The 13,833-nt window shown below is 74.3% G+C and carries 12 protein-coding genes; 3 read left to right on the top strand and 9 right to left on the bottom strand.

Annotated elements, in window-relative coordinates:
- The first annotated feature begins 93 nt into the window (after positions 1-93).
- A complete protein-coding gene (locus tag ACIA8F_RS36370; protein WP_399385314.1) occupies positions 94-3,075 on the top strand; it encodes a LuxR C-terminal-related transcriptional regulator in 2,982 nt (993 codons plus the stop codon).
- A 54-nt stretch (positions 3,076-3,129) separates the two neighbouring features.
- On the opposite strand, the gene ACIA8F_RS36365 is transcribed toward ACIA8F_RS36370, so the two are convergent.
- From ACIA8F_RS36365 to ACIA8F_RS36340, 6 genes are all read right to left on the bottom strand, one after another.
- Entirely contained in the window at positions 3,130-4,575 is a 1,446-nt protein-coding gene (locus ACIA8F_RS36365; RefSeq protein ID WP_399385313.1) for a glyceraldehyde-3-phosphate dehydrogenase, read from the bottom strand.
- A gap of 103 nt (positions 4,576-4,678) precedes the next feature.
- Positions 4,679-5,401: an NADPH-dependent FMN reductase gene (locus tag ACIA8F_RS36360; protein ID WP_399385312.1), complete on the bottom strand. Its 723-nt coding sequence runs from the start codon at positions 5,399-5,401 to the stop codon at positions 4,679-4,681.
- A gap of 68 nt (positions 5,402-5,469) precedes the next feature.
- Positions 5,470-6,249 carry a 3-hydroxybutyrate dehydrogenase gene (locus tag ACIA8F_RS36355; protein ID WP_399385311.1) on the bottom strand — a complete coding sequence of 260 codons (780 nt, stop codon included), beginning with the start codon at positions 6,247-6,249 and terminating at the stop codon, positions 5,470-5,472.
- Positions 6,250-6,417: 168 nt separating this feature from the next.
- On the bottom strand, positions 6,418-6,840 hold the full coding sequence (locus tag ACIA8F_RS36350; protein WP_399385310.1) for an arsenate reductase ArsC: 423 nt from the start codon (positions 6,838-6,840) through the stop codon (positions 6,418-6,420).
- A complete protein-coding gene (gene arsB / locus ACIA8F_RS36345) occupies positions 6,833-7,957 on the bottom strand; it encodes an ACR3 family arsenite efflux transporter (protein ID WP_399385309.1) in 1,125 nt (374 codons plus the stop codon). The genes ACIA8F_RS36350 and arsB overlap by 8 nt, the downstream gene beginning before the upstream one ends.
- Positions 7,954-8,343, bottom strand: a complete 390-nt coding sequence (locus tag ACIA8F_RS36340; protein ID WP_399385308.1) for an ArsR/SmtB family transcription factor — start codon at positions 8,341-8,343, stop codon at positions 7,954-7,956. The genes arsB and ACIA8F_RS36340 overlap by 4 nt, the downstream gene beginning before the upstream one ends.
- Positions 8,344-8,449: 106 nt before the next feature.
- Here ACIA8F_RS36340 and arsM point away from each other — a divergent pair, with 106 nt between their 5' ends.
- Entirely contained in the window at positions 8,450-9,235 is a 786-nt protein-coding gene (gene arsM, locus ACIA8F_RS36335; RefSeq protein WP_399385307.1) for an arsenite methyltransferase, read from the top strand.
- Between the two features lie 53 nt (positions 9,236-9,288).
- On the opposite strand, the gene ACIA8F_RS36330 is transcribed toward arsM, so the two are convergent.
- A complete protein-coding gene (locus tag ACIA8F_RS36330) occupies positions 9,289-10,851 on the bottom strand; it encodes a hypothetical protein (RefSeq protein ID WP_399385306.1) in 1,563 nt (520 codons plus the stop codon).
- Entirely contained in the window at positions 10,848-11,963 is a 1,116-nt protein-coding gene (locus tag ACIA8F_RS36325; RefSeq protein ID WP_399385305.1) for a LysR family transcriptional regulator, read from the bottom strand. The genes ACIA8F_RS36330 and ACIA8F_RS36325 overlap by 4 nt, the downstream gene beginning before the upstream one ends.
- A gap of 71 nt (positions 11,964-12,034) precedes the next feature.
- On the opposite strand from ACIA8F_RS36325, the gene ACIA8F_RS36320 reads away from it, so the two are divergent.
- Positions 12,035-12,904: a reductase gene (locus tag ACIA8F_RS36320; protein ID WP_399385304.1), complete on the top strand. Its 870-nt coding sequence runs from the start codon at positions 12,035-12,037 to the stop codon at positions 12,902-12,904.
- Here ACIA8F_RS36320 and ACIA8F_RS36315 read toward each other — a convergent pair.
- Entirely contained in the window at positions 12,901-13,647 is a 747-nt protein-coding gene (locus ACIA8F_RS36315; protein ID WP_399385303.1) for a GntR family transcriptional regulator, read from the bottom strand. The genes ACIA8F_RS36320 and ACIA8F_RS36315 overlap by 4 nt on opposite strands.
- Positions 13,648-13,833 lie beyond the last annotated feature (186 nt).

Genomic DNA, 13,833 nt, shown 5'->3' with positions numbered 1-13,833 from the left:
GGGACCCCTTGGCATCAGGGGAAACCCTTGATCCGTACGTCCCGCGGCACCCGCCGTTGTCACGCGAACCGGCGCCGCCTACGGTGCCTCCTCGTGACGCCAGACAGCGACCCCGCCCCCTCTGCGGCCTGTGCGAACCCCGCGCACCCGGACCACCCGGACCACCCGGACCACCCGGACCACCCGGACCACCCGGACCACCCGGACCACCCGGACTACCGCGCCGACGGCCCCGCCCCGGCCGCGGGGGTCCGGCACGCGGTACCGGGCGCGGCCCGGCACGCTGCGGCCGTGCTGGAGCGCGAGGGGCGGGTGGCGCTCGCCGGCCCCTGGGGTGCGGGCAAGACCACCGTCCTGGAGGAGGTGCTGCGCACCCTCCCCTCCGGCCCGGACCCCGGCAGCGGCGGCGGTATCAGCTCCGGCACCGGCAGGGGCCCCGGTCGTACGGTGCTGCGCGTCACGACGGTCGAAGAGGACCGCGACCACGTCTTCGGCGCGCTCGCCCAGATGCTGTCCCACTGCGGCCCGGCCCAGCTCGCGGCGCTCTCGGACCGGCAGAACGAGGTGGTGGACCGGATCCTGCACCGGAGCGCCGACGAACCGCTCGCCGCCTCCGAGCAGTTGCCCGCACGCCTCGCGGTGACCGCGCTGCTCGCGCCGGGCCGCTGGATCCTGGCCGTGGACGGGGCCCAATGGCTCGACCCGGCCAGCGCCGACGTCCTCGGCTACGCCCTGCGGACCCTCCCCGCACCCGGGCTCACCGCGCTCGTCACCGAACGCGTCCACGGCCGTGCGCAGGCCGCCGCCCGGCTGCTCGGCGGGCACCCCGTCCAGGTCGACGTGGACCCCCTCGACGCCGAGGAGACGGCCGCCCTGCTCGAAGCACACGGACTGCCCACCCGCTGGGCGGGCCCCCTGCAGAGCCACTGCGGCGGCCACCCCCTGCTGACCTCCGTGTCCTGTACGGCACTTGCGCGGCTGCCCGCCTCCCGGCGGCACCGGCCCGCCATGGCCGAGCAGGCGGTCGACGCGGCCGGGGCCTGGCTGCGCTCCACGCTCGGCGAACCCGCCCGGCACACCCTGATGCTCGCCGCCCTCACGAGCCGGCCCTCGCTGCCGCTCCTGCTGCGGGCCGGCCGCTCCGACGCCGAGGAACACCTGGCCCAGGCCCAGGCCGCCGGGGTGCTGAGCGTGGACCCGGCGAGCGCCGTCCACTTCACCGCGGCGGCCCTGGCCCGCGCGGCCGCGCGCTCCGGGGCCAGGCCCGAGCGCGCGGCCGCCCACCTGACGCTCGCCCGGGCCGTCGGAGACCCCGTCCACGAGGTGCGCCACCGGGTCCTGGCCGCGGACCTGCCCGACCAGGGACTGGCCGAGGACACCGAGACCGCCGCGGCCACCGCCCGCGAGGCGGGCGAACGGGCCCTGGCCGCCGAACTGTTCCTGCTGGCCGCCGAGACCACGCCGCCGGCCCGCTCCGCCATGCGCATCCGCCGGCTCTCCCACGCGGCCCAGGAGGCGGCCTGCGCCGGCTCCGTCGACATCGCCCGGCAGGCGGCCGACGCGCTGACCGCCAGCAGGGCCGAACCCACCGACCAGGTCACGGCACTGCTCGCCGTCGTCGACGCCCACGGGCAGGCCATCTCCGACCTGGAGCCGCTGCTCGCACGCTGCCGGGAACTGGCGGCGGGCCACCCCGACCTGCTCGCCGCCGTCGAACTCCGGGCGGCCATCGCCGCCAACGTGGCCCACGCGGCCCCCGAGCGGGCCCTGCGCGCAGCAGGGCGGGCCGCCGAACTCGCAGCCGCCGGCGGCCACCGCCCCCTGCAGGCGGCCGCCCTGACCATGCGGGCCCGGATGGAGCGGGTCCTCGGCACCGCCGACGCGCCGGGCACCCTCGCCGAGGCCCTCGCCCTCGGGGTGCCGGCCCAGCACTCCGGCATCCGCAACAGCGCCCAGTACCTCGCCGCTCGGCACGCCGTCTTCGACGACCGGCTTGCGGAGGCGCGCGAACGGCTCCTGGAACTGCTCGCGCTGGCCGAGCACGAGGGCGACGCCGAGGACCTGGTCGACATCTGGCGCAGCCTCGCCGAGGTCGACACCCGCCTCGGGGCCTGCACCCCGGCGCTCGCGTGGGCCGACCAGGCCGTACGGCTGTCCACCGGGGCGGGGCTGTCCATGGGCCCCGCCTGGTACACGGCGGCGCTGACACAGAGCGCCGCCGGATCCTTCGCGGCCGCCCTGCGCACCGCCTCCTGCGGAGCCCGCGCCTCGCAGGAGGAGGGGGACGGGCTGTACGTGGCACGGAACCTCTGGGTCATGGGGGCCGTCCAGCTGCACACCGGGGACGTCGCCGACGCCGTGGCCTCCCTCACGGCCGTGGCCGAGGCCGAGCGGCACGTCCCTCTCGCCGACCCGGGCATGTTCCGCTGGCAGCCGGACGCCGTGGAGGCCTTCACGTGCGCGGGCCGGCTCGACCTGGCCCGCGACCTGCTGGAGCGCGCCCGGCCCGTCGCCGCCGCGGCCGGGGCCGACTCGGGGCCGGGGGCGGCACTGGACCGCGCCCACGGGATCCTGCTGGCCCGCGGCGGCTCCGTGGAGGAGGCGAGCGCCCTGCTCCACCGCACGGCGGCGGCCTTCGAAGGGCTGGGCCTGCCCCTGGAACAGGCCCGTACGCTCCTCGCCCTGGGCCGGGTCGAGCGGGCCCGCAGGCGCCAGGCGGCCGCCCGCGCGGCCTGGGAGGCGGCCCGGGCCCTCTTCGACGACACCGGTGCCCGCCCCTGGCAGGAGCTCACCCGGGAGCTCCTCGACCGGGCGGGCGGATCGGCCCCGGCCACGGGCCCGGCCCCGGACGCGCGCAGGCTCACCGAGTCCGAGTCGCGACTGGCGGACCTCATCTGCCAAGGGGCCACCAACCAGCAGGCGGCGCAGCACATGTTCATCTCGGTCAAGACCGTCGAGGGCATGCTGAGCCGCGTCTACCGCAAGCTCGGCGTCCGCTCGCGCACCCAGCTCGCGGCGGCCCGCGCCGCGGCGGCCCCGGCCCCGGGCCAGGACGCACGGACGCCCCCCGAGTGACCTGGGGTCACTCGGGGGGCGTCCGGAACGTGCGGTCCTACGGGGCCTCGGGGATCAGGCCGCCGGCGCCGGGTAGGTCGGGTACTCGACCCCGGAGACGTACTGGACGACCCGGACGACCTGGCAGGAGTAGCCGAACTCGTTGTCGTACCAGAGGTAGAGGATCGCGTTGTCCCCGTCGACCTTGGTGGCACCCGCGTCGACGATCGAGGCGTGACGCGAGCCGATGAAGTCGCTGGAGACCGCGTCGGGCGCCGTGGTGAAGTCGATCTGGCGCTTCAGCGGCGAGGTCAGCGACACGTCGCGGAGGTAGTCGAGCACCTCTTCGCGGGTGGTCTCGCGGCCGAGCCGCAGGCTGAGGATCGCGATCGAGACGTCCGGGACCGGGACGCGGATCGAGCTGCCGCTGATCGGGGCCTTGAGGTCGGGCAGCGCCTTGGCGACGGCCGAGGCGGCGCCGGTCTCCGTCATGACCATGTTGAGCGGCGCGGACCGGCCGCGGCGGTCGGCACTGTGGTAGTTGTCCAGCAGGTTCTGGTCGTTGGTGAACGAGTGGACGGTCTCCACGTGGCCGCGCAGAACGCCGTACTCGTCCGCCATCGCCTTCAGCGGCGGGACGATCGCGTTGGTGGTGCAGGAGGCGCAGGACAGGATCTGCTCGTCCGGCTTGATCGTGTCGTGGTTGACCCCGTGCACGATGTTCGGGACGTCGCCCTTGCCCGGAGCCGTCAGGACGACCTTGTCGATACCGGGGCGCAGGTGCTTGGACAGGCCCTCGCGGTCGCGCCACTTTCCGGTGTTGTCGATCAGGATGGCGTCCTTGATGCCGTACGCCGTGTAGTCGACCTCGGACGGGTCGTTGGCGTAGATCACCTTGATCGCGTTGCCGTTGGCGATGATCGTGCTGGTCGCCTCGTCCACGGTGATCGTGCCCTGGAACTGGCCGTGGATCGAGTCGCGGCGCAGCAGCGAGGCGCGCTTGACGAGGTCCGCCTCACCGCCTCCGCGGACGACGATGGCACGCAGGCGCAGGCCGTTGCCGGAACCGGTCTTCTCGATGAGCAGCCGGGCGACGAGGCGGCCGATGCGGCCGAAGCCGTAGAGGACCACGTCGCGGCCCGCACCGCGCTCGATCTTGTTGGCACCGGTGGCACCGGACACGGCGCCGGCGGTGAACTCCTCCACCGACAGACCGCGGTCGTCCGCCGCGTACGACGCGGCGAGCATGCCGAGGTCGATCTGCGAGGGACCGAGGTCGAGGGTGGTGAGCGCCTGGAGGAAGGGGAGGGTCTCGGTGACCGAGAGCTCCTCGCCGTCGATCTGGCGCGCGAAACGATGGGTCTTGAGAATGCTCACCACGGACTTGTTCACCAAGGAGCGGCTGTGCAGGAGGATCGTGACGTCCCGCTCCCGGTGCAGCTTGCCGATGATCGGAATCATCGACTCCGCGATCTTCTCGCGGTTCTTCCAGTTGGTGAACGAGTCGTCATTGACAGTCACAGAATTATCTTTCGAGCTAGGCGGCGCTCATATGCTAACCCGCTCGCGGACCGCCCCTTCAGGCACCCCCTGAACACCACCTGAACACCCCCTGAGCAGGCCGTCAGCCCTCGGCGCGCTGGGTCACGGGAGCGGTGCTCTCGTCGCCCAGGAACTCGTACCAGCGCCGCTGGAGGCACAGGTAGCGGGTGTCCGCCTCGGCGAGCGCGAGGAAGGAACCGACCGTGTCGGCCAGCCGCTCGCGCAGGCCCGGATCGGTCAGCTCGCCGTCCTCCCCGAAGGCCGAATGCGCCAGGGCGAGGCTGAACATGTCGGGGTACACCCGGGCCCCGAGGTGTTCCAGCGGGACCCGCAGCGCCCACAGCCCGCGGTTCCCGCCGATCATCGACGGGGAGGCGGACACCAGCAGGGTCTGCTTGTCCTTGAAGGGCTGCGGACGGAACCGCGACACCCAGTCGACGGCGTTCTTCACCACCCCGGGCACCGAGGCGTTGTACTCGGGCGAGGCGATCACCAGGGCCTGCGCCGCGAGCAGCCGCTCGCGCAGTGCGGCCGACCCGGCGGGCTGGCCGTCCGCCTGCTCGTCGTCGCCGTCGTAGGTGGGCATCACGAAGTCCCCGATCCGGGCGAGGTCCGCCACGGCGCCCGAGCGCTCGACCTGGGCGGCGACGAGCGCGGCCAGCCGGGCGTTCACGGAGCCCTCGCGGGAGGACCCCGCGAGGACGAGGACCCGTAGCGACTCGGATCCGGGGGTGACGTCCGGGGTGGCCGGGGCGGCCGGATCCGTCGGGAACCTCGGGCTCTGGGGCTGCTTCGCATCGCTCACCTGCGGGACCGTACGGGACCCGCCGCGGGTCCCGCGGGCGCGGCGCACGGGCTGTCACCCGGACGGGGTCAGCCGGCGCTCCAGCCGCCGTCCAGGGGGAGCGAGGTGCCCGTCACGTATCCGGTGTGCGGACCGCACAGCCACAGGGCGGCCGCCGCCACCTCCTCCGGCTCGATGAGCCGCTTGATCGGCGAGCGGGTCAGCATCACCTCGGCCAGGACGTCCCCGGCGGGGATGCCGTGGGCGGCGGCCTGGTCCAGGATCTGCCCCTCGACCAGCGGGGTGCGGACGTACCCGGGGCTGATGCAGTTGCTGGTCACCCCGTACGGGGCCCCCTCGATCGCGGTCACCTTGCTCAGCCCCTCCAGAGCGTGCTTGGCCGCCACGTAGGCCGATTTGTAGGCGCTGGCGCGCAGCCCGTGCACGCTGGAGATGTTGACCACCCGCCCCCAGCCGGCGGCGTACATGTGCGGCAGCACGTGGCGCAGCAGCAGGAAGGGCGCGGTCACCATCACCTGCTGGATCAGGGCGAAACGCTCGGGCGGGAACTCGGTGATCGGGGCGACATGCTGGAGCCCGGCGCTGTTGACCAGGATGTCGACGGCCGCGGGCAGTCGCCCGAGGGCGGCGGGATCGGCGAGGTCGACGACGTGGGCGTGCCCGCCGACGAGGCCGGCGACGGCCCGGGCCGCCTCCGCGTCGACATCGGCCACGTGCACGAAGGCACCGGCCTCGGCCAGGGCCACCGCACACGCCCGGCCGATGCCGCTGCCGCCGCCCGTCACCAGGGCCACGCGCCCCTGCGGACCGCTGGGGGAAGGAGGTTCGCTCGTCGGTTCGCTCGTCATGGCCCGAAGCGTAGGGAGGGCCGCGGGCGGCGCCCACGGTGCCGCACCCCATACTCGGAGCCGCCCGTATGGAGGCGGCCGCCATGCGGCCCCGCGGCCGGTCCCACCGCTTCGCAGTCGCCGCCGGTGGTGCCCGACCGGCGGTTCCCGGCGGTCGGGCCGGCGCGATCAGACGGGCTCCGGCAGCAGTTCGGCGATCAGCCCGCGGACGCGCCGCTCGATCTCGTCCCGGATCGGCCGGACCGCCTCGACGCCCTGACCGGCGGGGTCGTCGAGCTTCCAGTCGAGGTAGCGCTTGCCGGGGAAGACAGGGCAGGTGTCGCCGCAGCCCATGGTGATCACCACGTCCGACAGCCGCACGGCCTCGGTGGTCAGGATCTTCGGGGTCTGGGCGGACAGGTCGATGCCCGCCTCCGCCATCGCGGCGACCGCGGCCGGGTTCACGGAGCCGGCCGGCGCGGACCCGGCGGAGCGGACCTCGATCCGGCCTGCTGCGAGGCGGGTGAGGAAGGCGGCGGCCATCTGTGAGCGGCCCGCGTTGTGGACGCACACGAACAGCACGGACGGCTTCGCGGTGGGGGTGTCAGACATGGGCGGAACCTTCCGGGGCGACGGCCGGGGCGGTGGCCGGCTGGGGCCGGGGCCGGGGGAAGTGGCGGCGGGCGGCGAGAGCGACGTAGACGAGGCCGATGAGGACGGGGACCTCGATCAACGGGCCGACGACTCCGGCGAGGGCCTGGCCGGAGGTGGCGCCGAAGGTGGCGATGGCGACCGCGATGGCGAGTTCGAAGTTGTTGCCCGCGGCCGTGAACGCCAGCGTCGTCGCCCTCGGGTAGTCCAGTCCGACCGCTCGCCCGGCGGCCATCGACCCGGCCCACATCAGCGCGAAGTACACCAGCAGCGGCAGTGCGATCCGCAGGACGTCCAGCGGCTTGGAGGTGATGGCGTCGCCCTGGAGGGCGAACAGCACGACGATGGTGAACAGCAGCCCGTACAGGGCGAACGGCCCGATCCGGGGGATGAGCCTCGTCTCGTACCAGGTGCGCCCCTTGGCCTTTTCGCCGAGCCGGCGGGTCAGGAATCCGGCCAGCAGGGGGATGCCGAGGAAGATCAGTACGGAGCGGGCGATCTCCCACACGGAGACGTCGAGGGCGGTCTGCTCCAGGCCGAGCCGGCCCGGCAGCACGTCCAGGTAGAACCAGCCGAGGCCGGCGAAGGCGAAGACCTGGAACACGGAGTTGAGGGCGACGAGCACGGCGGCGGCTTCGCGGTCGCCGCCGGCCAGGTCGTTCCAGATGACGACCATGGCGATGCAGCGCGCCAGGCCGACGATGATCAGGCCGGTGCGGTACTCGGGCAGGTCCGGCAGGAAGATCCAGGCGAGCGCGAACATGAGCGCCGGGCCGACGATCCAGTTCAGGACCAGCGACGGGACGAGCAGGCGGCGGTCGCGGGTGACGGTGTGGAGCCGGTCGTAGCGGACCTTGGCCAGGACCGGGTACATCATCACGAGCAGGCCGAGCGCGATGGGGAGGGACACCCCGGTGACGGTGACCTTCGCGAGGGAGTCGCCCAGGCCGGGGACCAGGCGGCCCAGCCCCAGGCCGGCGGCCATCGCGGCGAGGATCCACACGGCGAGGAAGCGGTCCAGGAACGACAGGCGCCCGGCCACCGGCCCCGCCGGCGCAGCGGTCTCCGTGTCCCTCACGAGGCGGTCCCGGCCGGACCGGCGCAGACGCCGGGGCGGGTGAGGACGGCGGCGAGCTTGTCCGTGGTCTCCGGCAGCAGGCGGTAGTACACCCACGTGCCGCGCCGCTCGGAGTCGATCAGACCGGCCTGCTTCAGCAGCTTCAGGTGGTGGGAGATCGTCGGCTGGGACAGGTCGAAGGCCGGGGTGAGGTCGCAGACGCAGATCTCCCCGCCGTCCTTGGAAGCGATCATCGACAGCAGTCGCAGCCGCACCGGGTCGCCCAGGGCCTTGAACACCTTCGCCAGCCCGGTGGCGGCCTCTTCGTCCAGGGGGGCGGTCAACAGGGTCGGGCAGCAGCCGTCGGCCGCGTCCCGGCCGAGCACCACGAGCTCTTGTTTCGACATGCTTCTATGTTGACGTTCTTCGATCCAAGGCGCAAGGTTGAATCGAAGAACGTGAATCCAGCAATGTCAGGGCCGTGCCAGGCCCCACCCCTGAGGAGTGAAGGTCATGACCGAGCAGTCCATTGATCTGCGCGAGACCGTCCGCCGGCGCTACGCCGCGGCGGCGGTCCAGGTCACCGGGGGCGGCGCCGCCTGCTGCGGACCGGCCGCCATCGAGATCGACGACAACTTCGGCTCCGCCCTGTACACCGGCAGCGAACGCGACGCACTGCCCGCGGAGGCCGTCGCGGCCTCCCTCGGCTGCGGCAACCCCACCGCCGTCGCCGACCTGAAGGAAGGGGACCGGGTCCTGGACCTCGGCTCCGGCGGCGGCATCGACGTCCTCCTCTCCGCCCGCCGCGTCGGCCCCACCGGCAAGGCGTACGGGCTGGACATGACCGAGGAGATGCTCGCCCTCGCACTGGCCAACCAGAAGAAGGCCGGCGCCACCAACGTCGAGTTCCTCAAGGGCGCCATCGAGGCCATCCCCCTCCCCGCCGCGACGATCGACGTGGTGATCTCCAACTGCGTCGTCAACCTGTCCACCGACAAGCAGGCCGTCTTCACCGAGACCCACCGGGTCCTGGTCCCCGGCGGCCGCATCGGCATCTCCGACGTCGTCGCCGACGACACCCTCACCCCCGCCCAGCGTGCCGAACGAGGCGACCACGTCGGCTGCATCGCGGGCGCCCTGTCCTTCACCGAATACCGCACCGGTCTCGAAGCGGCCGGATTCACCGGCATCGAGATCACCGCGACGCACGGGGTCGCGGACGGCATGTACTCCGCCATCATCCGCGCCGCCAAGCCCCAGGAGCCCGGCCCTGCGACCGGCGGCGGCCGCGAGGGCTGATCCGGGGGTTCCGCCCGGGTGGTCCCCCTCCCCGATGCCGGGCCGCGCAAGGCTCAGAGGCTTCGGTCGGCGCGTGCGAGCAGCTCTTCCATCGCCGCCCGGGGGAGGGAGGGGTTGGCCGCGGCCGCCTCGGCCGTTGCCGTGGGCGCATGCGTGTCCGGAGCGACGTCCGCGAGCAGTCCGGCGAGGACCGGTGCGGACAGGGCGGGGTGGCCGGCGGCGGCGATACGGGCCCGGGGGTCCGCGAGGCACGGCAGCAAGGCCGGCTCCGTCGCGTGCGGATGCGCCGCGATGGCGCGCAAGGCCCGCCGTACGGGCGGGTCGTGCCGGGCCAGCTCCGCCAACAGGGCGGGCGGGGCATCCGGGTTGGCGGCCACCTGCGCGAGGACCAGTACGCCGTGCCGCGCGACCATCGCGCGCAGCCGGTCCTCCGACAGGCCGGGGTGGGCGGCCACGCAGGTGACGACGGCCGCGTCCGGATCGGCGGCCAGGGCGTCGCGCAGCGCCGCCGGAAGGCCCCGGCCCCGGGCCACCAGCGCGCGTACCCCCGCGTGCGGGGAGGCGGCCAGCGCGGCAAGCTCCCGCTCGGTGGCGGCGGCGAGCCGCGGCACCGGCCCGGGGTCGAGGCGGACCGAGGGGGCCAGGTCCGCCAGCACGTCGAGCGGGATGCGGGCCAGGCGGCGCAGGAGGCCCACGTCCTTGCGGCCGTCGGTGGCCAGCGTGCGGATCAGCGGGCCGTCGAGCGCCGGGTTCCCGGCGGCCTCGTCCCGGACGCCGGGGACCGGATCCGCGGCCAGCCGTGCGTACACCTCCTGTGTCAGGTCGGCCCGTTCGGCCAGTGACCAGCGGACGATCATCGACGGATGTCCGGCCAGGGAGGCCGCGGCCCCGGCCGGTGTGGCGGGGTTGCGCGCGGCCCGCTGGAGCGTGTCGTGCACGGTGGACTCGTGGCCGCCCGCGCAGGCGGCTCCGCCGGGCAGTTCGCAGTCGGTGCGCGGGCAGGAGGGGTCGTGCGTGAAGGGGATCTCCTCGCGGTCGCAGACCAGGCAGGAGTCGGCCGGAGCGAGCCCCTCCCCGGTGATCAGCGCCGCCAGCGCGGCCGGCGGGACCGACTCGTTGATCGCGGTCGCCATCCGGACCTCGGCGTGCGGGTGCGCCGCGAGGCGGGCCGCGAGAGCCGGATCGGTGGTCCAGATGCCGAGCTCGGCCACGACCGACACGTCCGGATCCGCCGCGAGGGCCTCCCGCACGTCGAGCGGCAGCCCGGGCCGGGAGGCGAGCTGCCAACGAATCTGCGGGTCGGGGTGCGCGGCGAGGGCCCGCGCCCAGCCGGGCAGTCCGGCGCCCTCGTCGAGCAGCGCCAGGGCCACCGAGGGCCGTTCGAGCGGATCCACCTCGGCCGGGTCCAGCCGTCCGGCGCGCACCAGCTCGGCCGCGGCCGACTCGGCGGCGGCCAGGGCCCGGACCTGGTGGTCGGTGAGGTCGGTGCGCTCGGCCAGGGCGCAGGCGAGGTCCTCGTCGGAATCGGCGAGGCGGCCCGCGAGACCGGTCAGCCGGTCGAGGAGATCGGCGGGCAGGGCCGGATTGGCGGCGAGGCCGCACAGGAGCCGGATCACGGCAGCACCACCCCGGAGGGGGCTCCGTTCGGGCCGCCGGACGTGACCCCGGGGAGGGGTCCGGCGTGGTGTCCGCTGGGTGACCCGGCGTGTGGTCCGGTAAGGGCATCCCCGAGTGGTCCCGCAAGGGCGCCGGACAGGTCGCCCGACAGGCTCCCGGTCAGGGCGCCGGTCAGGGCCTCCGCGTAGGGATGCGGACGGCGGCGGCGCGGTGTCAGCACGCCGATGTGCCGTGCGGGGCACGGCGCTTCGACCGGTACGACGACCACACCGTGGCCGCCCATCCGGTCGCCGTCCCCGTCCCTGTCCCTGTCCCTGTCCCTGATCCTGTTCCTGTCCGGGGCCCCGCCTCCGCCGCCCGACGGGAGCGCGATCCGGGGGATCAGCGCGACGCCGACGCCCGCCTCGACGAGGGAGCGGGCGAAGAAGTAGTCCGTCGTGGAAGCCGCCACCCGGAGGTCGAAGCCGGCGCGCTCCGCGTACCTGCGCAGGTACGCCTCCGTCTTGAGGCAGCCCAGCACCCAGCGGTCGGCGGCGAGTTCGGCCGGGGCAACCGGGCCGCGGCCCGCGAACCGGTGCCCCGGCGGCAGGACCAGCGCCAGCGGATCCTCGCCCAGCGGCAGCCAGTCGAGCGCGGCCCCCGGGCGGAGCGGCAGCGGCCCGTCGAAGTGGTACGTCAGCGCCAGGTCGGCGGCGCCGGAGGCCACCATGGGGACCGCCTCCTCCGGCTCGGCCTCCAGCACCGTCAGTTCCACCTGCGGATGCGCGGCCACGAACCCGGCGAGCGCGCCCGGCAGCAGCCTCCGGCCGCCGCTCACGAAGGTGGCGACCGTCAGCCGCGGCCGCCCGGCGGTGACCCGGTCGATCTCGTGGCGCACCCGGTCGAGCTCGGCCGAGACCGCCTCCGCCGCCTCCACCAGCAGCCGGCCCGGCTCGGTGAGCGTGACCCCGCGGGTGCTGCGTACGGCGACGGGGTGACCGAGCCCGCGCTCCAGCGCCGCGATGTGCTGGGAGACGGCCGAGGGTGTCAGGAGCAGTGCCGCGGCGGCCTTGTTGAAGCTGCCGTGCTCGGCCACGGCCCGCAGGATGCGCAGCCGCTGCACATCGATCATCAGTTTCCCTTACGACGGGTTCAGTGTTCCGGTAGTTCCGCTGGGGACCGTACCCCGGCAGAGTCCCGGACATGAAGAAGATTCTCGTCATCGGCGGCAGCCGCTATTTCGGAAAGCACCTGGTCACCCTGGAGCGGGACGCCGGGAACGAGGTGGCCGTCCTCAACCGGGGCTCCGCCCTCCCGCCCCGGGGCGTCGGCCACCTGATCGCCGACCGGGAGGACGAAGCGGGGCTCCGGACGGCGCTGGGGGAGCGCACCTTCGACGTGGTCTTCGACCAGGTCTGCTACACGCCCCGGCAGGCCGAGACGGCCCGCCGCGTCTTCGCCGGCCGCACCGGGCGGTACGTGATGACCTCGACGATGGAGGTCCACGACCCCGCGCCGCCCACCCCCGAGGCGCGCGTCTACGCCGAGGGCAAGCGGCGGGCCGAGGCCGTCCTGGGGGCGGAGTCCGCCTTCGGCCACGTGGCGGTGCGCGCCGCGCACGTACTCGGCGGCGGCCGGGCGGAGTTCACCGGCCGCCTCGCGCACTACGTGGAGCGGATCGGCGCCGGGATGCCGGTGGCGGTGCACGCAGCCCCGTACCCCACCTCCTTCGTGCACCACCACGAGATCGCCCGGTTCCTCCACTGGGCCGGGCAGCAGGATTTCACCGGGCCGGTGAACGCCGCCTCGTACGGCGACCTGGACGTGCTCGGGCTGTCCGCGGCCGTCGCGGAACACGTCGGGCGGGCCCCGGTCCTGCGGACCGTCCCGGCCGGGTCCGAGGCCTCGCCGTTCTCCTTCGACCGCGCCTACGCGATGGACAACGGCCGGGCCGCGGGGCTCGGCTTCCGCTTCGAGCGGCTCGCGGACTGGCTCCCGCGGGCCATCGGCGAGAGCGCCGCCGCGCTCCGGGCACAGCGCCCCCGCCCGATGCGCCAGGCCGTCTCCCCCTAGCGGTCCCCGGCTCGGCGCTCCAAGGGAGTTGCTACTGCCGAGTTGTTCACACTGAAGGTGACGCTGCCGGCCCGGTAACGGTCGTCGGACCACTCGATGGGGCGGCCCGTACGGGTCGCGGAGACGTGGCGTTGGCGCAAAAGGGGGCTGCCGCGCCGGATCTCCAGCAGCCGGGCGTCCTCGCTGCCGGCGGGCAGTGCGTCGATGAGGTGCTCGCCGTAATGGGCGACGATCCCGGAGTCGTTCGCCAGACCGTCCATCACCGAGCGGCAGTCCTCGGGCATGGCCTCGACCGCCGCCGCGACCCAGTCGGCGTAGGCGGTCCGCTCGACCATGGTCGGCTCCCCGTCGAGCAGCCGCAGCCGGAGCGCGGCCAGGATCTCGGTACCGGGCGGCAGGGCCAGCCGCTCCGCCTCCTCGACGGTGGCGGGGCGCCGCGTGCGCGACAGGAAGCGGCTCGCGGCCCGGTGGCCGACCCCGTCGGCCCACTGGGCGAAGCTGTTGAGCTCGCCGAAACTGTGCTTGCGCTCGTGGCGCAGGACGATCCTGCGGGCGCCTTGCCGGGAGCCGATCAGCCCCTCGGCGGCCAGCGTGGCCACGGCCTGGCGGACGGTCCCGCGCGAGGCCGACCAGCGCGCGGCCAGATCGCTCTCCGAGGGCAGTTGGGCGCCCACGGGGTACTCCCCGGAGAGGATCGCCCGGCGCAGCGCCTCGGCGATCTCCAGATACCGCACCGCAGCCATGCTGTCCCGTTCCCCCTCGTTTCGATGTGCCGTCGATGTGCTGTGGATGAGTCGTGGACGGGCACGTCGTGCGTCCACCGCCCGCTTCCCACCCTAGGGGGTGTCTTGTCGATCAGGCCGGGCTCGCGGGGTCTGGCACCGCGCCTCGCCGCGTTGTCGTCACTCGCCGACGCTCCGCGTCGACTC

The sequence above is a fragment of the Streptomyces sp. NPDC051563 genome, assembly GCF_044454225.1.
Lineage (GTDB): Bacteria > Actinomycetota > Actinomycetes > Streptomycetales > Streptomycetaceae > Streptomyces.
The sequence above is the reverse complement of the archived record's forward strand: the minus strand, read 5'-3'. Positions and strand labels throughout refer to the sequence as shown.

Excerpts from the sequence above, each read along its gene's own strand:
- ACIA8F_RS36355 (WP_399385311.1), bottom strand. The coding sequence starts at position 6,249 with ATGACGAGCGAACCGACGAGCGAACCTCCTTCCCCCAGCGGTCCGCAG.
- ACIA8F_RS36350 (WP_399385310.1), bottom strand. The coding sequence starts at position 6,840 with ATGTCTGACACCCCCACCGCGAAGCCGTCCGTGCTGTTCGTGTGCGTC.
- ACIA8F_RS36340 (WP_399385308.1), bottom strand. The coding sequence starts at position 8,343 with ATGTCGAAACAAGAGCTCGTGGTGCTCGGCCGGGACGCGGCCGACGGC.
- arsM (WP_399385307.1), top strand. The coding sequence starts at position 8,450 with ATGACCGAGCAGTCCATTGATCTGCGCGAGACCGTCCGCCGGCGCTAC.
- ACIA8F_RS36325 (WP_399385305.1), bottom strand. The coding sequence starts at position 11,963 with ATGATCGATGTGCAGCGGCTGCGCATCCTGCGGGCCGTGGCCGAGCAC.
- ACIA8F_RS36320 (WP_399385304.1), top strand. The coding sequence starts at position 12,035 with ATGAAGAAGATTCTCGTCATCGGCGGCAGCCGCTATTTCGGAAAGCAC.
- ACIA8F_RS36315 (WP_399385303.1), bottom strand. The coding sequence starts at position 13,647 with ATGGCTGCGGTGCGGTATCTGGAGATCGCCGAGGCGCTGCGCCGGGCG.